At 64.5% G+C, this 17,794-nt stretch carries 16 protein-coding genes, 1 pseudogene and 1 riboswitch; of the genes and pseudogenes, 8 read left to right on the top strand and 9 right to left on the bottom strand.

What is annotated here, in order from left to right:
- Positions 1–35: 35 nt before the first annotated feature.
- From NKH63_RS02660 to NKH63_RS02625, 8 genes are all read right to left on the bottom strand, one after another.
- Positions 36–731 carry a helix-hairpin-helix domain-containing protein gene (locus tag NKH63_RS02660; protein ID WP_352483048.1) on the bottom strand — a complete coding sequence of 232 codons (696 nt, stop codon included), beginning with the start codon at positions 729–731 and terminating at the stop codon, positions 36–38.
- A 78-nt stretch (positions 732–809) separates the two neighbouring features.
- The gene (nuoF, locus tag NKH63_RS02655; protein ID WP_352483047.1) at positions 810–2,114 is read right to left on the bottom strand and encodes an NADH-quinone oxidoreductase subunit NuoF; all 1,305 of its coding nucleotides are present in this window, start codon (positions 2,112–2,114) and stop codon (positions 810–812) included.
- A gap of 10 nt (positions 2,115–2,124) precedes the next feature.
- Complete coding sequence (gene nuoE / locus NKH63_RS02650) at positions 2,125–3,195, bottom strand: NADH-quinone oxidoreductase subunit NuoE (protein ID WP_352483045.1); 1,071 nt, start codon at positions 3,193–3,195, stop codon at positions 2,125–2,127.
- A gap of 35 nt (positions 3,196–3,230) precedes the next feature.
- The gene (locus tag NKH63_RS02645; protein ID WP_352483044.1) at positions 3,231–3,638 is read right to left on the bottom strand and encodes a hypothetical protein; all 408 of its coding nucleotides are present in this window, start codon (positions 3,636–3,638) and stop codon (positions 3,231–3,233) included.
- A complete protein-coding gene (locus NKH63_RS02640; RefSeq protein ID WP_023720747.1) occupies positions 3,635–4,825 on the bottom strand; it encodes an NADH-quinone oxidoreductase subunit D in 1,191 nt (396 codons plus the stop codon). Before NKH63_RS02640 ends, NKH63_RS02645 begins: the two co-directional genes overlap by 4 nt.
- Positions 4,826–5,428, bottom strand: a complete 603-nt coding sequence (locus tag NKH63_RS02635; protein ID WP_023720748.1) for an NADH-quinone oxidoreductase subunit C — start codon at positions 5,426–5,428, stop codon at positions 4,826–4,828.
- Positions 5,429–5,433: 5 nt separating this feature from the next.
- Positions 5,434–6,015 (bottom strand): NuoB/complex I 20 kDa subunit family protein, encoded by a 582-nt coding sequence (locus NKH63_RS02630; protein ID WP_023720749.1) that lies wholly within the window; start codon positions 6,013–6,015, stop codon positions 5,434–5,436.
- A complete protein-coding gene (locus NKH63_RS02625) occupies positions 6,006–6,371 on the bottom strand; it encodes an NADH-quinone oxidoreductase subunit A (protein ID WP_023720750.1) in 366 nt (121 codons plus the stop codon). The genes NKH63_RS02630 and NKH63_RS02625 overlap by 10 nt, the downstream gene beginning before the upstream one ends.
- A 336-nt stretch (positions 6,372–6,707) precedes the next feature.
- Between NKH63_RS02625 and NKH63_RS02620 the strand changes: the two genes are divergently transcribed.
- The 8 genes and pseudogenes from NKH63_RS02620 to NKH63_RS02585 all read left to right on the top strand — a co-directional run bounded on the left by NKH63_RS02620 (position 6,708) and on the right by NKH63_RS02585 (position 17,047).
- A complete protein-coding gene (locus NKH63_RS02620; RefSeq protein ID WP_023720751.1) occupies positions 6,708–7,907 on the top strand; it encodes a winged helix-turn-helix domain-containing protein in 1,200 nt (399 codons plus the stop codon).
- 29 nt (positions 7,908–7,936) lie between these two features.
- Positions 7,937–8,140, top strand: a riboswitch (cobalamin riboswitch).
- Positions 8,141–8,178: 38 nt separating this feature from the next.
- Positions 8,179–8,613, top strand: coding sequence for a DUF1636 family protein (locus NKH63_RS02615; protein WP_023720752.1), 435 nt, complete (start codon positions 8,179–8,181; stop codon positions 8,611–8,613).
- Complete coding sequence (gene cobW, locus NKH63_RS02610; RefSeq protein WP_023720753.1) at positions 8,610–9,662, top strand: cobalamin biosynthesis protein CobW; 1,053 nt, start codon at positions 8,610–8,612, stop codon at positions 9,660–9,662. The genes NKH63_RS02615 and cobW overlap by 4 nt, the downstream gene beginning before the upstream one ends.
- Before the next feature lie 18 nt (positions 9,663–9,680).
- Positions 9,681–13,415 (top strand): cobaltochelatase subunit CobN, encoded by a 3,735-nt coding sequence (locus NKH63_RS02605; RefSeq protein WP_352483041.1) that lies wholly within the window; start codon positions 9,681–9,683, stop codon positions 13,413–13,415.
- A complete protein-coding gene (gene cobG / locus NKH63_RS02600; protein WP_352483040.1) occupies positions 13,412–14,881 on the top strand; it encodes a precorrin-3B synthase in 1,470 nt (489 codons plus the stop codon). Before NKH63_RS02605 ends, cobG begins: the two co-directional genes overlap by 4 nt.
- Positions 14,878–15,531 (top strand): precorrin-8X methylmutase, encoded by a 654-nt coding sequence (locus NKH63_RS02595; protein ID WP_352483039.1) that lies wholly within the window; start codon positions 14,878–14,880, stop codon positions 15,529–15,531. Before cobG ends, NKH63_RS02595 begins: the two co-directional genes overlap by 4 nt.
- A pseudogene (locus tag NKH63_RS02590) lies at positions 15,528–16,286 on the top strand (precorrin-2 C(20)-methyltransferase). The gene NKH63_RS02595 and the pseudogene NKH63_RS02590 overlap by 4 nt, the downstream one beginning before the upstream one ends.
- A complete protein-coding gene (locus NKH63_RS02585; RefSeq protein ID WP_352483037.1) occupies positions 16,283–17,047 on the top strand; it encodes a precorrin-3B C(17)-methyltransferase in 765 nt (254 codons plus the stop codon). Before NKH63_RS02590 ends, NKH63_RS02585 begins: the two are co-directional and overlap by 4 nt.
- On the opposite strand, the gene NKH63_RS02580 is transcribed toward NKH63_RS02585, so the two are convergent.
- Complete coding sequence (locus NKH63_RS02580; RefSeq protein WP_023720759.1) at positions 17,011–17,793, bottom strand: cobalt-precorrin-6A reductase; 783 nt, start codon at positions 17,791–17,793, stop codon at positions 17,011–17,013. The two genes, NKH63_RS02585 and NKH63_RS02580, sit on opposite strands and share 37 nt — an antisense overlap.
- Position 17,794: the final 1 nt, after the last annotated feature.

Raw genomic sequence — 17,794 nt, 5'->3', positions numbered from 1 at the left:
TCCGGACGCAGCCGAGACCGCGCACGATATTGAATTCACTTTTTGACCCCGGCCAACGCGGCCGCCTGACCGATCCAGCCGTCACGGCCGATGCGGCCCTTCAACGACAGGTAATCTTCGACCCAGGCGATCTCTTGCGGCGTCCACGCGGCGATCTGGGCGTATGTCCAGATGCCAAGGCCGTTCAGCACCTTTTCCAGTTTCGGCCCGATGCCCGATATCGCCTTGAGGTCGGCCGGCTCAGCTGGCCGGTCCATCGCTTTGGGCTGCTTGAAATCTTCCGGCATCAGCCCGGCCGAGGCATCCGCTGCAACGGTGCTCGCATTCGCCAAGCTCCGCGCCGCGGTGCTCGTCGCAATGTCGGTCACGTCATTGGCGAAGGACTGCGCCTCGGCAATCAGGGTTTTGGTCGCTGCGCGCGCCTTTGTCGAGGAGCTTTTGCCGGTCGCGGAAAAGCGTTCCGTCCTGGCTTCGAAATCCTCGGCGACCGGCTGCCAAAGCCGCTGCGAAGTTTCGGCCGCGCCCGAAAGCACGCCCATCCAGATGCCAAAGGCGTGGTTGGCAAGACCGATGCCGAGTGCCGCCATCGCCGCCGCACTCGCGACAGGATGCGCCAGGAGATTGACGGCATTGGCCATCTCCTTCGGCATCATCCTGGTCAGATCCTGGTTCATCTTCAACAACGGGTCCATATCGGGCGTAAAATCGTCGGGTGTCGAAAACAGCGACATAGGTGGTCTCCTGGTCGTTTCCGTCTGCCCCGCGCTCGTTTCCTCGTCTCGGACATTCGCCCGCATTTTTGAATTCTTCTATTCTGCCGCCGCCAGCACCGGTTCGGCGCGGTGTGCGTTGCGCGAAAACTCGTCGATGCGCCGCTCCACCTCGCCGCGGAAATGTCGCATCAGGCCCTGGATCGGCCATGCCGCCGCGTCGCCAAGCGCACAGATCGTGTGGCCCTCGACCTGCTTGGTCACATCGAGCAGCATGTCGATCTCGCGCTTCTGCGCCTCGCCGCGCACCAGCCGTTCCATCACCCGCCACATCCAGCCGGTGCCCTCACGGCAGGGCGTGCACTGGCCGCAGCTTTCGTGCTTGTAGAAATAGGAAAGCCGCGCGATCGCTTTCACGATATCGGTCGATTTGTCCATGACGATGACAGCTGCCGTGCCGAGGCCCGATTTCAGGTCGCGCAGCGCGTCGAAATCCATCGGCGCGTCGATGATCTGCTCGGCCGGCACCAGCGGCACCGACGCTCCGCCCGGAATGACCGCCAGCAGATTATCCCAGCCGCCACGAATGCCGCCGCAATGCGTCTCGATCAGCTCGCGGAACGGGATCGACATCGCCTCTTCGACGGTGCACGGATTGTTGACGTGGCCGGAGATGCAGAACAGCTTGGTGCCGACATTGTTGGGCCGGCCGAAGGACGAGAACCAGGCGGCACCGCGGCGCAGGATGGTCGGCGCGACAGCGATGGACTCGACATTGTTGACCGTCGTCGGGCAGCCATAGAGGCCGACATTGGCCGGAAATGGCGGCTTAAGCCGTGGCTGGCCCTTCTTGCCCTCGAGGCTTTCGAGCAGCGCCGTTTCCTCGCCGCAGATATAGGCGCCGGCGCCATGATGCATGTAGATGTCGAAATCATAGCCGGAGGTGTTGTTCTTGCCGATCAGCTTGGCCGCATAGGCCTCGTCGATGGCGCGTTGCAGCGCCTCGCGCTCGCGGATGAACTCGCCGCGCACATAGATGTAGGCGGCGACCGCGCCCATGGCGAAGCCCGCAAGCAGGCAGCCTTCGACCAGCGTGTGCGGGTCGTGGCGCAGTATGTCGCGGTCCTTGCAGGTGCCGGGCTCGGACTCGTCGGCATTGACGACGAGATAGCTCGGCCGGCCGTCGCTTTGCTTGGGCATGAACGACCATTTCAGCCCGGTCGGGAAGCCCGCGCCGCCACGTCCGCGCAGGCCGCTGGCCTTCATCTCATTGACGATCCACTCGCGCCCCTTGGCGATGATGCCGGGCGTGTTGTCCCAGGCACCGCGCGCCATGGCGCCGGCCAGCGACTTGTCGAAGCGGCCGTAGATATTGTTGAAGATGCGGTCTCTGTCCTGAAGCATTGCTCGTTCCTCAGACCGGCTTCTTGCCGGTCGGCCGGCTTTTGTTTCCGGGCGACGGCGTGGCCGCCTTGACGGCAGTCTTCGCCGGTTTAACCTTGGCCTCCGGCGCTTTGAAAGCAGACGCCGGCTCGGCCTTGTTCTTGGGGCCTTTGCGCTGTTTCGAGACGTCCTCGACCTGCGGCTCGGCCTTGTTGGCATTGGCGGCCGAATGCAGCGGCGCTGCAACGCTCGCCGCCTTTTCCGCCGCGGGCGCGACTTTTGTCGCCGATGGCGATTTCAGCGCCGGACTGGTCTCGACAGCGTCGGTCTTCGGCTTGCTGGCATTCGAGGGCGCAACCGGCGCCGGCGCGGCAGAAGCGGCTGGCGGGGCCGGCGCCGCGGGTGCTGCGGCGGCAGCCGCCGGCGCCGCTTCCTTGGCGGCCTTGGTCGCCGCCCTGGTTTCCCGGTCGCGGGTCGCCTTCAGGATCGCCTTTTCACTCTTGAGGGTCGTCAGGCCACTGGCCGGCTCTGAGGTGACGCGGCCGTTTTGCGGTCCTGGCGTCACCGAAGCACCCTTGCCGGCGTCATAGAGGTCGATGATCTCGGCAAGCCGCTCCGGCGTCAAATCCTCGTATGTGTCCTTGAAGACCATAACCATCGGTGCGTTGACGCAGGCGCCGAGGCATTCGACCTCCTCCCACGACAGCGTGCCCTTGTCGTTGGTGTGGAACTGGTCGTGATGGATCTTCGAGCGGCACACATCCATCAGCGATTCCGAGCCGCGCAGCATGCAGGGCGTGGTGCCGCAGACCTGGACATGCGCGCGGGTGCCGACCGGATTGAGCTGGTATTGCGTATAGAAGGTGGCGACTTCTAGCCCGCGAATATAGGGCATGCCGAGCATGTCGGAGATCGTCTCGATCGCCGCCTTGGTCACCCAGCCTTCCTGCTCCTGCGCCAGCATCAGCAAGGGGATGATCGCGGATTGCTCGCGCCCCTTCGGATATTGCTTGATCCACTGCTTCGCCGCTGCCGCATTCGCCCGGTTGAAGGCGAAGGAGGCTGGCTGGAGGCTGGCTTCTGCGAGACGGCGGACTGACATTTAGCGATCGACCTCACCAAAGACGTATAGGTTCGTCATCTTGCTGCGGCCTCCTTACAAAGTTTCGCCGTACCGTCGAAACATTGGAAAGTCGGCGAATTTGTCATGACAGGCGGGCAAACGCCGGATTTACCAGCCAAGCGAGCAACAAGCCGCGCGAACCCTGTTTTGCCGGAAGCGGCTGCCGATACCTCCGCCTTAGAGAAACTCGCGCCGTCCGGCGCTGCGACGCTACACTCGCATGTATCTCTCTTGAAATAGAAAGCATCGACATCGGCGGATTCTGCTGTCGCACTTTCTTGCATGCCAAGCGTGACGTAGCTCAGCTTGAAGTGCTGCTTCACAAGATCGGAAGCATCGATAGACGCTCCGCACTCGATTGCATATGCAGGGTGCATTGCGACAGCAATGACGATTAACATGAGGCTCAGAATGCGATTCACCGATCGACCTCACCAAACACGATGTCGAGGGAGCCGAGAACGGCGGTGACGTCGGCCAACATGTGGCCGCGGCACAAAAAGTCCATCGCTTGCAGATGCGCAAAGCCGGGGGCGCGCAGCTTGCAGCGGTAGGGCTTGTTGGTGCCGTCGGAGACGAGATAGACACCGAACTCGCCCTTCGGCGCCTCGACCGCGGCATAGACCTCGCCGGCCGGAACGCGGTAGCCTTCGGTGTAGAGCTTGAAGTGATGGATCAGCGCTTCCATCGAGCGCTTCATCGCCGCGCGCTTCGGCGGCACCACCTTGCCGTCGAGGTTAGACACCGGCCCGCTGCCCTCCTTACCGAGCAACAGGTCGACGCACTGGCGCATGATTTTCGCCGACTGCCGCATCTCTTCCATACGCACCAGATAACGGTCGAAGCAGTCGCCGTTCTTGCCGATCGGAATGTCGAAGTCCAGCTCGGCATAGCATTCGTAGGGCTGCGATTTGCGCAGATCCCACGGCGCACCCGAGCCGCGCACCATGACGCCGGAAAAGCCCCAGGCCCAAGCGTCGGCCAGGGAGACGGTAGCGATGTCGACATTGCGCTGCTTGAAGATGCGGTTGCCGGTCAAAAGCGCGTCGAGGTCGTCGACCGACTTCAGGAACGGGTCGATCCACTTGCCGATGTCCTCGATCAGCTTCTGCGGCAGGTCCTGGTGGACGCCGCCCGGCCGGAAATAGGCCGCGTGCATGCGCGAGCCCGAGGCGCGCTCATAGAACACCATCAGCTTTTCGCGCTCGACAAAACCCCAGAGCGGCGGCGTCAGCGCGCCGACATCCATCGCCTGCGTCGTCACATTGAGGATGTGCGACATAATGCGGCCGATCTCGGAGTAGAGAACTCGAATAAGCTGCCCGCGCTTCGGCACCTCGATACCGAGCAGCCGCTCGGCGGCGAGCGCAAAGGCATGCTCCTGGTTCATCGGCGCGCAATAGTCGAGCCGGTCGAGATAGGGCACGGCCTGCAGATAAGTCTTGTGCTCGATCAGCTTTTCCGTGCCGCGATGCAAAAGCCCGATATGCGGATCGACGCGATCGACGACTTCTCCGTCAAGCTCCAGCACAAGGCGCAAAACGCCATGCGCAGCAGGGTGTTGCGGGCCGAAATTGATATTGAAGTTGCGAACGGAGGTTTCAGCCATTTACTGCTTTGCCTTCTCATCTCCCGGAAGCACGTAATCCGTACCTTCCCACGGAGACAGAAAATCGAAATTGCGGAATTCCTGCTTGAGCTCGACCGGCTCGTAGATGACGCGCTTGGCTTCGTCGTCGTAGCGCACCTCGACGAAGCCGGTCAGCGGAAAGTCCTTGCGCAGCGGATGGCCCTCGAAGCCGTAGTCGGTCAGGATCCGGCGCAGATCGGGATGGCCCGAAAACAGCACGCCATAGAGGTCGTAGGTCTCGCGCTCGAACCAGTCCGCGCCGGGATATATGCCGGTGATCGACGGCACCAGCGTCTCTTCGTCGGCCTGGACCTTGATGCGGATGCGGATATTCTGCCTCGGCGACAGCAGGTGATAGACCACGTCGAAGCGCTTTGCCCGCGACGGATAATCTGCGCCGCAAACGTCGATGATCGAAATGAACTGGCATTTCGGGTCGTCGCGCAGGAAGGTCACCACCTCGATCAGGTCGCGCGGCTCGACCGAGATAGTGAGTTCGCCGTAGGCGAGCACCGCTTCGCCGATCCGGCCGGTCAGCTTCTCGCCAAGATAGGTCGAGAGGTCATTCAACGCCTGGGTCATGCCGCTCACCGTTCGATCGTGCCGGTGCGGCGGATCTTCTTCTGCAACAGAAGGATGCCGTAGAGCAGCGCTTCAGCGCTCGGTGGGCAGCCGGGCACGTAGATGTCGACCGGCACGATGCGGTCGCAGCCGCGCACCACCGAATAGGAATAATGATAATAGCCGCCGCCATTGGCACAGGAGCCCATCGAGATGACGTAGCGCGGCTCCGGCATCTGGTCGTAGACCTTGCGCAGCGCCGGCGCCATCTTGTTGGTCAGCGTGCCGGCGACGATCATGATGTCGGACTGGCGCGGAGACGCGCGCGGCGCGACACCGAAACGCTCGCTGTCGTAGCGTGGCATCGAGGTGTGGATCATCTCGACGGCGCAGCAGGCGAGGCCAAAGGTCATGAACATCAACGAGCCGCTGCGCGCCCAGGTGATCAGCGCCTCGGTCGAAGTGACGAGAAAACCCTTGTCGGCGAGTTCGTTGTTGATCTCCAGGAAGAACGGATCATCCTCCCCCACCGGTCTGCCGGTGTTGGGGTCGATGAGGCCCTTGGGCTTCGGCGCGACGAGCGTGCCGGAACTGTCGTTCAATCCCATTCCAGCGCTCCTTTTTTCCATTCATAGGCAAAGCCGATGGTCAGCACCGCCAAAAACACCATCATCGACCAGAAACCGAGCATGCCGATCTGACTGAACGACACTGCCCAAGGAAACAGGAAGGCCACCTCCAGATCGAAGATGATGAACAGGATCGACACCAGGTAGAAGCGGATGTCGAACTTCATGCGGGCGTCGTCGAACGAGTTGAAGCCGCACTCATAGGCGGAAAGCTTTTCCGGATCGGGGTTGCGGTAAGCCACCAGGAACGGTGCGGCGAGCAGCGCCAGGCCGACGACCAGCGCCACGCCGATGAACAGGACGATGGGCAGGTACGAACCTAAAAGTGCGTTCATGCTGCAGTTTTCCGTTGGCGGCCAATCCACTCTGATTACAGCACCGGACCCACTTGCGGAAGCGTGACAGATTAACCACTGAACCGTTTTAAGGGGGCTCTATGCTGCAACGCGGCGAGGGTTAGCGCAGCGCTTTCGGCGAAGCAAGTCAAACCTTGTTCAAATCGCGGTGCTGGACGGCATATCCGGGAAAACTGGTCCGATCCGCTCCTGTTTGATTTCCTTCACTTTTCACTCCACTTTTCTCTCCTGACATAGATGCCGCCAAAACCTTGCTAGCATGGGGCGGAATCGCAGGTCATTTTCTCTGTCTAACATCGTCCGGATACCGCCTTCATGAAAGAAAAAATCTCGCTTGCCCTGGCCCGTCGCATTGCGCTTGCGGCACAGGGATTCAATGACCCGCGCCCCAGCGGCACGCCTGACCGCCGGCATCTGGCCCGGGTGCTTGCACGTACCGGCCTGCTGCAGATCGATTCCGTCAGCGCCGTGGTTCGCGCCCATTATATGCCGCTCTATTCGCGGCTTGGCCCCTACAAGCTGGCGCTGCTCGACGACGCCGCGGTGACACGCAAGCGCATGGTCTTCGAATATTGGGCGCATGAAGCCTCGTTCCTGCCCGTCGAGACCTATCCGCTGATGCGCTGGCGCATGCGGCGGGCCGAGCGCGGCGAGGAAATGTACAGCGGACTGGCAAAATGGGGCCGCGAGCACGCCGCCTACATTGAGGACATCTATCGCGAGGTCGCTGAACGAGGCCCGATCGCGGCGTCGGCTTTCGAAGGGCAGAAGGGCTCGGGCGGCTGGTGGGGCTGGAGCCATGCCAAGCATGCCTTCGAATGGCTGTTCTGGGCGGGCCGCATCACCACGGCGCACCGGCGTGGTTTCGAGCGGTTCTACGATCTGCCGGAGCGCGTGCTGCCGCCAACGGTACTCGCTTTGCCAGTTCCGTCCCCCGCGGACGCCCACCGCGAACTGCTGCGCATCTCCGCCCGCGCCCATGGCGTCGCCACGGCGGGCGATCTGCGCGACTATTTCCGCCTCTCGCCCGCCGACATCAAGGGCCGCATCGAGGAACTGGTCGAGGCTGGCGACCTGTTGCCGGTGAGCGTCGAAGGCTGGAGCAAAACAGCCTATCTCCACAAGGACGCCCGTTTGCCGCGCAGGATCGAGGCGCGCGCCTTGCTTGCGCCGTTCGATCCCGTCGTCTTCGAGCGGTCGCGCACCGAGCGGTTGTTCGACTTCCACTACCGCATCGAGATCTACACGCCGGCCGAAAAGCGCCAGTATGGTTATTATGTGCTGCCGTTCCTGCTCGGCGACAGCATCGTCGGGCGCGTCGACCTCAGGGCCGACCGCCCGGCCGGCGTATTGCGCGTCCATGCCGCCTATTCGGAGCCCGGCGCCCCGCCGCAAACTGCCGCCGCCCTTTTCGAGGAATTGAAGCAGATGCAGGGTTGGCTCGGGCTCGAGCGCATCGAGGTGACGGCTGCCGGCGACCTCGGCCAGCCGCTCGCAGATATCGCCGCGTCATAGACGTGCGTTGACACGACTGCCTTCACAAGCCTAAATCCGTTCCAGACGGTCCCCTGCCCGCAACGGCAAGGGCCAAGAGGGAATGCGGTGCGAAATCTCGATTTCAAATCCGCGGCTGTCCCCGCAACTGTAAGCGACGAGCCAAGGCCGAAAACCACTGGGATATTCCCGGGAAGGCGGCACCCAGGCGATGACCCGCGAGCCAGGAGACCTGCCGTCTAGGACATAAGAATCCGATCGCCTGGCGGGTTTTCCGGGCAAGGAGCCTGATTTGGAACGCGACAGCAGTTTTCCGGCTGAGACAGCGGATTTATTGTCCGGCCATGGTGATTCCCCGGCCGGCGTTACCGTCATCGTCTGCTCGTCCTGCCGTGACGAGACCGGTTCGGACGCTTATCCCCGCGCCGGCGAACTGCTCGCCGAGCACACGCGCCGCGCCGCTTCCAGCGAAAACATTAAAATCCGCACCGTCGAATGCCTCGGCAATTGCAAGCGCCGGCTCAGCGCCGCGATGCTGCGCGACGGCTGCTGGAGCTATGTCTTCGGCGACCTGACCACGACCAGCGGCACCGATCTGGTGACGGGGGCAAAGCTGTTCGCTACTTCGACGGACGGCCTCATTCCGTGGCGCGGCCGTCCCGATTGCCTGAAGCGCGGCTTGGTTGCCCGCATCCCTCCCCTCGACCTTTTGAAGGACTTGATATGACTTCCCCAGATTCGGCCGCCAACGTTTCGCGCGTCCCCTGCACCGTCGTCACCGGCTTTCTCGGCGCCGGCAAGACGACGCTGATCCGCCATTTGCTCGAAAACGCCAAAGGCAAGCGCCTGGCCATCATCGTCAACGAGTTCGGCGATATCGGCATCGACGGCGAGATCCTGAAGGGCTGCGGCATCGACACTTGCCCCGAGGAAAACATCGTCGAGCTGGCCAATGGCTGCATCTGCTGCACTGTCGCCGACGACTTTGTCCCCGCGCTCGACCAGATCCTGTCGCTGACGCCGAAGGTCGACCACATCCTGATCGAGACGTCCGGGCTGGCCCTGCCCAAGCCGCTGGTCCAGGCCTTCCAGTGGCCGTCGGTGAAAAGCCGCGTCACGGTCGATGGCGTCATCGCCGTCGTCGACGGGCCGGCGCTGGCTGATGGCCGCGTTGCCAACGACATGGACGCCCTGCAGGCGCAGCGCGCGCAGGACGAGACGCTCGACCATGACGATCCTGTCGAGGAGGTGTTCGAAGACCAGCTCGCTTGTGCCGACCTGATCATCCTGTCGAAGAGCGACCTGCTGGACGCAGCCGGCGCGGCGCGCGCCAATGCCGTCATCGGCAAGCATGTTGCGCGGGCGGTGAAGATCGTGCCGACCTCGCAAGGCAAGGTCGATCCGTCGGTGCTGCTCGGCCTTGGTCTCGCCGTCGAGGACGACATCGAGAACCGCAAGACCCATCACGACGACGAGCTCGACCACGAACATGACGACTTTGACTCGTTCGTCATCGACATTGCGTCGGTGTCCGATCCGGACGAGCTGGCACAACGCGTCGCCACGGCGGCGGAGGAAGAAAACGTATTGCGCGTCAAGGGTTTCGTCGACGTCGGCGGCAAGCCGATGCGGCTCTTGCTGCAGGCCGTCGGTCCGCGCGTCAACCACTATTACGACCGCGCCTGGACCGCTGAAGACGATCGCCGCTCGCGCCTCGTCGTCATCGGCCTGAAAGGGCTGAACCGCCCGGCGATCGAGCGTATCCTCGCCGGCTGATCCCAGGTACGAGCCGCGATGCACATCCTCACCACCACATCCGCCTCGCTCGACGATCTCGCCGAGCCTGTCGATCTCAGGCAAACGCCTGCGGATGTCGTGGCGCTGTCCTTCACCGACAGCGACCTCGCCGGGCTGGCGGCGGCGTGGAAGGCAGATGCGGACCGCCTGCCGTCGATGCGGCTCGCCGCCTTGCGCGACCTGCGCCACCCGATGTCCGTCGACCTCTGGATCGACAGCGTCGCCCGCCACGCCAAGGTCGTCCTGGTCCGCATCCTCGGCGGTTACGACTGGTGGCGCTACGGCTGCGACCAGCTTGCCGTTGTCGCGCGAAATCGCGGTATTAAGCTGGCGCTCCTACCGGGCGAGAGCCACGACGAGGATTTGCGGCTGATCGAAGGCTCGACGCTGCCGCGCCAGGAACTTGATGGTCTGCTCGACTATTTCCGCGAAGGTGGCCCGGCGAATATGACGGCGCTGGTGCAGAGGTTGGCAAGTCTCGCCGGATCGGGTGCGGCGGTCGCTGAACCTGTCAGCGTGCCAAAGGCGGGATTTTACGAGCCGGGACGCGGCGTTATAGAAAGAATGGACTTATCAAGCGTCGGCATTCCTTCGCGCCCCCCTCTGTCCTGCCGGACATCTCCCCCACAAGGGGGGAGATCGGCTGTCACTGACCGTCTCGCGACTTCTGCAACATCGAACATTGACGAAGGCGACGATGACCAGGCGATCTCCCCCCTTGTGGGGGAGATGTCCGGCAGGACAGAGGGGGGCGCGACGGAACGCAGCCTAAACCTACCGTCCGCCGAACCCGCCCCCATCATCCCCATCCTGTTCTACCGCTCGATGCTGCTCGCCGCCGATGTCGCGCCCATCGATGCGCTTGTCGAGGCGCTCGGGCAGCGTGGCATAGCGCCGGTCCCCATCTTCGTCTCCAGCCTCAAGGACGCGGCATCGCTCGCCGTTGTCGAAACCGCGTTTGCCGCGCTGAACCCTGCCGCCATCATCACCGCCACAGCTTTCGCCTCGGGCGCCGAACCCGGCGTCGAGACGCTGTTCGACCGCGCCGGAGTGCCGGTGTTCCAGGTCGTCGTCGCGACCACCCGCCGCGACATCTGGCAGAACAACCAGCGCGGCCTGGCGCCCGCCGACCTTGCCATGCATGTCGTCCTGCCCGAGCTCGACGGCCGCATCCTGGCCGGCGCCATTTCCTTCAAGAGCGAAAGCGAGATCGATCCGGCATTGGCCTTCCGCGCCTTCGCCAACCGGCCAGAGCCTGACCGCGTGGCGCAGGTCGCGAACCGTATCGAGGCCTTCGTGCGTCTGCAGCGGACGCCGCGTGCGGAGCGCAAGCTCGCCATCCTGATCCCCGACTATCCGAGCGCGCCCGGCCGCACCGGCTATGCCGTCGGTCTCGACGTGCCGTCCAGCGTGCTGGCGATGCTGCACGACCTGAGCGAACAGGGCTACGCCGTTGAAGGGATTCCGCAAACGCCGCGTCAGTTGCTGGAGGTGCTGGAGCCAGCCGACCAGGGACTGGCTTTGCAGGATTATCTGACCTTCTCGAAGGAATTGCCGCCGGCGGCCATCGCTGCGGTGGAGGCCGCATGGGGGAATACGGATGATGAGACAGGTTCGCGCGAGGCACCCCCCTCTGTGCTGCCGGACATCTCCCCTTCAAGGGGGGAGATTGCGCTGTTGTCTCTGCTTTCGCCAACTACCAAGGGCGTTAAGGGAGAGCCGGCAGCCGAACTGCCAATCTCCCCCCTTGAAGGGGAGATGTCCGGCAGGGCAGAGGGGGGTGTCCAAGCGCCCACCACCGCAAAATTCCCCTTCCGCGCCGCCACCTTCGGCAATATCACCGTAGCCCTCGCCCCTGATCGCGGGCGCTCAGCCGACCGCCGCGCCGACTATCACGACCCGACACTGCCGCCGCGCCATGCACTGATCGCCTTTGGCTTGTGGCTGCGTAAGTCGCTCGGCATCCATGCAATTATCCATGTCGGCGCCCACGGCACGCTGGAGTGGCTGCCCGGCAAGACCGTGGCGCTCAGCGAAAACTGCTTTCCCGAAATCGTCACCGGCCCCCTGCCCGTCATTTATCCTTTCATCGTCTCCAACCCCGGCGAGGCAGCACAAGCCAAGCGACGCATTGCCGCCGTCACGCTTGGCCATCTGCCGCCGCCGCTGACCGGCGCCGGGCTGGACGAAGAGCAGCATAAACTCGAGCGACTGGTTGACGAATATGCCCAGGCCGACGGGCTCGACCGCCGCCGCCGCGACCGCCTGGCGAAGCTGATCGTCGAGACTGCGGAAAAGACCGGCCTCGCCTCAGAGGCCGGCGTCGCCAGGACCGACGCAGCCGACGAAGCCTTGCGCCGCATCGACGCCTGGCTCTGCGATCTCAAGGATTTCGCCATCAAGGACGGCCTGCATATCTACGGTCGCTCGCCTGAGGGCGAAACCGATCCTTTGCGCGAGCAGAGTGCGGCAGCCGAGAAAGTAGCACTCATCGCGGCCCTCGACGGCCGCCATGTCGCCGCCGGTCCGGCCGGTGCACCGGCGCGTGGCCGGCGCGATGTGCTGCCCACCGGCCGCAATTTGTTTACCGCCGACCCACGCACCATGCCGACGCCGACCGCCTATGATCTGGGCAAGGTGGCAGCGGAAGAAGTCGTCCGCAGCTACATGCAATCGCATGGCGACTGGCCGCGCTCGCTGGTCATCGACCTCTGGGGCTCGGCCTCGCTGCGCACCGGCGGTGAGGAGATCGCGCAAGGCCTGGCGCTGATGGGCTGCCGGCCGCAATGGGATTCCGCCACCGGCCGCATCACCGGCATCGAGGTGCTGCCGCCGGCAACGCTCGGCCGCCCGCGCGTCGACGTCACCTGGCGCATATCCGGCCTGTTCCGCGACATGTTCCCAACCCAGATCGCGCTGATCGATGCCGCCGCCAACGCCGTCGCGACCCGCGACGAGGACGATTCGGAAAACCCGCTGGCGGCGAGAACCCGTGCAGACGGCAAGATCAGCCCGCGCATATTCGGCACCTCGCCCGGCACTTACGGCGCCGGCATCGAGGACTTGCTATCAAGCGGCGACTGGGCCGCGCGCGAAGAGATCGGCCGCGCCTATCTCGCCGCCACCTCGCATGCCTATGGCGGCGCCGAGGGCGAAGGCATTTCGGCGCCCGGCGCTTTTGAGGGCCGCATCGCTGAGGCCGACCTTCTGGTTCATACCGGCGACGATCCCGGCCGCGACATCCTCGAAGGCTCGGCCGACGTCGCCTTTATCGGCGGCTTTTCGGCAGCGCTTGCCGCGCTCGGCAAAAACGCTGACGTGATCGTGCTCGACACCACGGATCCGCAAAAGCCCAAGCCACGCTCGGTTGGGGACGCCGTATCCCGCGTCGTACGGGCACGCGCCGTCAATCCGCGCTTCATTGCCGGCCAGATGCGCCACGGGCCGCGCGGCGCCTCGGAATTCGCCGAGACGGTCGACCGGCTTGTCGGCTTTGCCGAGACCACTCATGCCATATCTGGCGCGCTGATCGAGGCCGTGCACGACGCCTATCTCGGCGACCCCGTTGTCCGCGCCTTCATCCTGCGCGAGAACCCGTCGGCGGCGAAGGTCATGGCCGAACGTTTCATGTCGGCACGACGGCGCGGTCTGTGGCATCCGCTGCGCAATTCGATCGATGACGATCTCGCCGCACTGATTGCCGAAGCCCAGGCGCTTGGGGTGGCGGCATGAACGCTTTCTCCCGACGCAGCGCCTGCCCTGCTTTGTCGGCACCGATGCAAACCGGCGACGGGCTGCTGGTGCGGCTCAATCCGGTCGCTGGAGGACTGTTGCCGAAGTCGTTGATCGGACTCTGCGAATCCGCCCTGCGCCACGGCAACGGCATTATGGAAGTGACCGCCCGCGGCAGCTTGCAGATACGCGGCCTGACGCCCGAAAGCGCCCGGCTGCTGGCGATGGAGGTCGATGCGCTGGGTGTTGCCGTTCGCACCGGCGTGCCGGTCGAGACTGGTCCGCTGGCCGGGCTCGACCCGGAGGAAATCGCCGATCCGCGCCCGCTAGCGGAGCGGATTCGGGCGGCAATCGAGGGCGCCGGCGTCACGCAGCGTCTTGGCCCGAAGGTCTCGGTGATTGTCGACGGTGGCGGACAGCTGACCTTGGATGCAGTGACGGCCGATGCCAGGCTGGCTGCGGTGCGGACCGATGCGGGGACGCAATGGCAGGTGGCTATCGCCGGCGACGGTCAGACTGCGATCCTACTCATTATGGCCGAGGAAGATGCGGCCTGCGACATCGCCGTTGCGATCCTAAGGATGGTTGCCGAAAAGGGGCGCGATGCCCATGCGCGGGATTTGACAGAAAGACAGCTGAGATCTCTAGCAAATTGGCGATCCTTCGCGCCCCCCTCTGTCCTGCCGGACATCTCCCCCACTTGGGGGGAGATTGCGCCCTCATCTCAGCTTTCGCCAATCGATAAGGATGCTAAGAGTGAGCCACCGGCGAAGCTGCCGATCTCCCCCCAAGTGGGGGAGATGTCCGGCAGGACAGAGGGGGGCGCGAAGGATCGCCGGCCCATCGGAGTTTTCGACTTGGCTGCAGCCGGAACCGCCCTCGGCATCGGCCTACCCTTCGGCAGCATGCCGGCGAACCAGATCATCGCTCTCGCGCAGAGCGCGCTGGCCCTTGGCGCCACCGAAATCCGCCTAGCGCCGGGCCGCGCGCTGGTTTTCCTCGGCCTCGCGCCAGCGGCCTGCCCGCCGCTCCACCAAGCCGCCGCAACCCTCGGCTTCGTCACCGACGCCGCCGACCCGCGCACGAAAATCGCCGCTTGCCCGGGTGCTCCCGCCTGTGCCTCCGGCCGCATCGCGACGCGCGAAATCGCCGAGATCATCGCCCTCGAAAACCGCGACATCTTCGATTCTTCCTTGACGCTGCACATCTCCGGCTGCGCCAAGGGCTGCGCCCATGCCGGTCCGGCGGCGCTGACATTGGTCGGCGGCGAAAACGGAGCCGGACTTGTCGTGGACGGGACGGCTAAGGCATTGCCCGCCGGATACAGGCCGGGGGACGACGCTGCGCACGGCATCGGCGGCATTGCAGCGGCAATCCGCAGAAAACGACTTCGAGGCGAGACTGCCGCCGCCTGTCTGGCAAGGCTTGGCACGGCCGGCGTCGTCAAAGCTTACCGACAGGAATGAGCATGCCCGCCCAGAACCCCATCACCTACGACTATATTCATGATGGCACGGCGATCTATGAGCGCTCCTTCGCCATCATCCGCGCCGAGGCCGACCTGTCGCGCTTTTCCGAAGCCGAGGCCGATGTCGCCATCCGCATGATCCATGCCTGCGGCCAGGTCGAGGCTGCGCGGCATTTCGTTTTCTCCAGCGATTTCGTCGCCGCCGCGCGCACAGCGTTGAGCGCCGGCGCGCCGATTTTCTGCGACGCACAGATGGTCTCGCATGGCGTCACGCGCGCGCGGCTGCCGGCCGGCAACGAAGTGACCTGCACGCTGCGCGATCCGCGGACCGCCGACATCGCGAGAAAAATCGGCAACACCCGCTCGGCCGCGGCGATCGACCTGTGGGGCGAGCGCATGGCGGGTTCGGTTGTCGCGATCGGCAATGCGCCGACCGCCCTGTTTTATCTGCTGGAAAAGCTGCGCGATGGTGCGCCGAAGCCGGCGGCGATCATCGGTATGCCGGTCGGGTTTGTCGGTGCCGCCGAATCGAAGGATGCGCTGGCCGAAAATTCCTATGGCGTGCCCTTCGCCATCGTGCGCGGCCGGCTGGGCGGCAGCGCCATGACCGCCGCCGCGCTCAACGCTTTGGCGAGGCCGGGCCTATGAATGCGATCGTAAGAGGTCGGCTGGTCGGCGTTGGCACCGGTCCTGGCGACCCAGAACTTTTGACGCTGAAGGCAGTGCGCGCGCTGGCGGAGGCCGATGTCGTTGCGCATTTCGCCAAGCGCGGCAACAACAGCAACGCGCGCGCCATCGTCGGAGCCCATTTTCGCGCTGATTTGATAGAGTTGCCGCTGCTCTATCCGGTGAGCACCGAGATCGACAAGGACGACGGCGACTAGCGCTCGCAGTTCACCGATTTCTACGAGCAGTCGGCCGAAAAGGTTGCCGAGCACCTCAGCGCCGGCAGGATGGTTGCGGTGCTCTCGGAAGGCGACCCGCTTTTCTACGGCTCCTACATGCATCTGCATGTCAGGCTGGCGCATCGCTTTCCGACCGAAGTCATTCCCGGCGTCACCGCCATGTCCGGCTGCTGGTCGGCGACCGGCCTACCGATCGTCCAGGGCGACGACGTGCTGACTGTGTTGCCGGGCACGATGAGCGAATTCGAGCTGACGCGCCGCCTCGCCGACACCGATGCCGCCGTAATCATGAAGGTCGGCCGCAACTTGCCCAAGATCAGGCGTGCGCTGGAGGCGACCGACAAGCTGGCACGGGCCATCTATGTCGAGCGCGGCACCATGCCGGGCGGCGTCTCGATGCGGCTCGCCGACAAAAAGGACGACCAGGCGCCTTATTTCGCCATCGTGCTGGTCGCCGGCTGGTCGGGGCGGCCAAGCGCATTGGGAGCCGAAGCATGAGCGGCCGCCTAACCGTCATCGGCCTGGGGCCTGGCAACGCCGACCAGGTGACGCCGGAAGCGAGCCGGGCCGTCGCCGAGGCGAAATTCTTCTACGGCTACAAGCCTTATCTTGACCGGCTTGATCTGCGTCCCGACCAGATTCGCGTCGCTTCCGACAATCGCGAGGAGCTAGCGCGCTCCAGGGACGCGCTGCTGAAGGCTGCGGAAGGCCACGATGTCGCGGTCGTATCGGGCGGCGATCCCGGCGTCTTCGCCATGGCGGCGGCCGTCTGCGAGGCGATCGAGGCGGGGCCGGTCGAGTGGCGCGCGGTCGACATCGCCATCGTGCCTGGCATCACCGCCATGCTCGCCGTCGCCGCCCGCATCGGCGCGCCGCTCGGCCATGATTTCTGCGCCATCTCGCTGTCAGACAATCTGAAGCCGTGGGATTTGATCGAGCTGCGCCTGCTGGCGGCAGCGGGCGCCGGCTTCGTCATCGCACTCTACAATCCGATCAGCAAGCCACGCCCCTGGCAGCTTGGCCGCGCCTTCGAGTGCCTTGCCGCGATCCTGCCCGGCACCACGCCGGTGATCTTCGGTCGCGCCGCCGGCCGTCCCGACGAGCGCATCGAAGTTTTCTTGCTGGCGGAAGCCGACGCGCAAAAGGCCGATATGGCCACCTGCATCATCATCGGCTCGCCGGAAACCCGGATCATCAAGCGCGGTGAAAAGCCAGCGCTGGTCTATACGCCACGGTCGGCAGCGGGCCCAAGAACATGACCGACCAGAAAATGATCGACCATCGCGGCAAGAGATTCGACCGTCTCAGCCGACGTGACGTCCGGCAACGCCGGCCTGCGGATCATGACCACCTCGATGCCGAGCGCCCGCGCTGCGGCGATCTTGCCGTAGGTCGCTTCGCCGCCGCTGTTTTTGGAAACGACGACATCGATGCGGTGCTCTTGAAGCAGCGAGTGTTCGTCCGGCTCCTGGAACGGCCCGCGCGCCAAGAGATAGGTCGCGTCGGGCACAGTAAGTCTTGGTTCGACCGGATCGACGCTACGGATGAGATAGTGGTGCTGGGGTGCAGCCTCGAAGGCAGTGATCTCCTGCCGTCCGAGCGCCAGGAACACGCGGCGCTGCGCCGATCCCAGCGCCGTCACCGAGCTGGTAACACCGTCGACCAGCGTCCACTGGTCACCTTCGGCAGGCTCCCAGCCTGGGCGCTTGAGCGCAACGATCGGCACGCCGGATCGGCGCGCTGCTTCCGCCGCATTGGCGGAGATCTGCGCCGCATAGGGATGCGTGGCGTCGATCAGCAGGTCGACGTCCGTCTCGTGGAGATACAACGCCAGCCCGTCGACGCCACCAAAGCCGCCAACCCGCACCGGCACGCCTTGCGCGGCCGGGTTTTCAGTGCGGCCGGCCAGCGACAGCGTAATCGCGAGATCCGAGCGCACCGAGAGTATTCCGGCCACCTGCCGGGCTTCGGTGGTTCCGCCGAGGATCAGAATGCGGTGGGTCATC

The sequence above is a fragment of the Mesorhizobium sp. M0960 genome (assembly GCF_040319055.1).
Classification (GTDB): Bacteria; Pseudomonadota; Alphaproteobacteria; order Rhizobiales; family Rhizobiaceae; genus Mesorhizobium.
The sequence above is the reverse complement of the archived record's forward strand: the minus strand, read 5'-3'. Positions and strand labels throughout refer to the sequence as shown.

Bases quoted from the DNA above. Each gene is read 5' to 3' on its own strand.
- NKH63_RS02660 (WP_352483048.1), bottom strand. From the start codon at position 731: ATGTCGCTGTTTTCGACACCCGACGATTTTACGCCCGATATGGACCCG.
- nuoF (WP_352483047.1), bottom strand. From the start codon at position 2,114: ATGCTTCAGGACAGAGACCGCATCTTCAACAATATCTACGGCCGCTTC.
- nuoE (WP_352483045.1), bottom strand. From the start codon at position 3,195: ATGTCAGTCCGCCGTCTCGCAGAAGCCAGCCTCCAGCCAGCCTCCTTC.
- NKH63_RS02640 (WP_023720747.1), bottom strand. From the start codon at position 4,825: ATGGCTGAAACCTCCGTTCGCAACTTCAATATCAATTTCGGCCCGCAA.
- NKH63_RS02635 (WP_023720748.1), bottom strand. From the start codon at position 5,428: ATGACCCAGGCGTTGAATGACCTCTCGACCTATCTTGGCGAGAAGCTG.
- NKH63_RS02630 (WP_023720749.1), bottom strand. From the start codon at position 6,015: ATGGGATTGAACGACAGTTCCGGCACGCTCGTCGCGCCGAAGCCCAAG.
- NKH63_RS02625 (WP_023720750.1), bottom strand. From the start codon at position 6,371: ATGAACGCACTTTTAGGTTCGTACCTGCCCATCGTCCTGTTCATCGGC.
- NKH63_RS02620 (WP_023720751.1), top strand. From the start codon at position 6,708: ATGAAAGAAAAAATCTCGCTTGCCCTGGCCCGTCGCATTGCGCTTGCG.
- cobW (WP_023720753.1), top strand. From the start codon at position 8,610: ATGACTTCCCCAGATTCGGCCGCCAACGTTTCGCGCGTCCCCTGCACC.
- NKH63_RS02605 (WP_352483041.1), top strand. From the start codon at position 9,681: ATGCACATCCTCACCACCACATCCGCCTCGCTCGACGATCTCGCCGAG.
- cobG (WP_352483040.1), top strand. From the start codon at position 13,412: ATGAACGCTTTCTCCCGACGCAGCGCCTGCCCTGCTTTGTCGGCACCG.
- NKH63_RS02595 (WP_352483039.1), top strand. From the start codon at position 14,878: ATGAGCATGCCCGCCCAGAACCCCATCACCTACGACTATATTCATGAT.
- NKH63_RS02585 (WP_352483037.1), top strand. From the start codon at position 16,283: ATGAGCGGCCGCCTAACCGTCATCGGCCTGGGGCCTGGCAACGCCGAC.
- NKH63_RS02580 (WP_023720759.1), bottom strand. From the start codon at position 17,793: ATGACCCACCGCATTCTGATCCTCGGCGGAACCACCGAAGCCCGGCAG.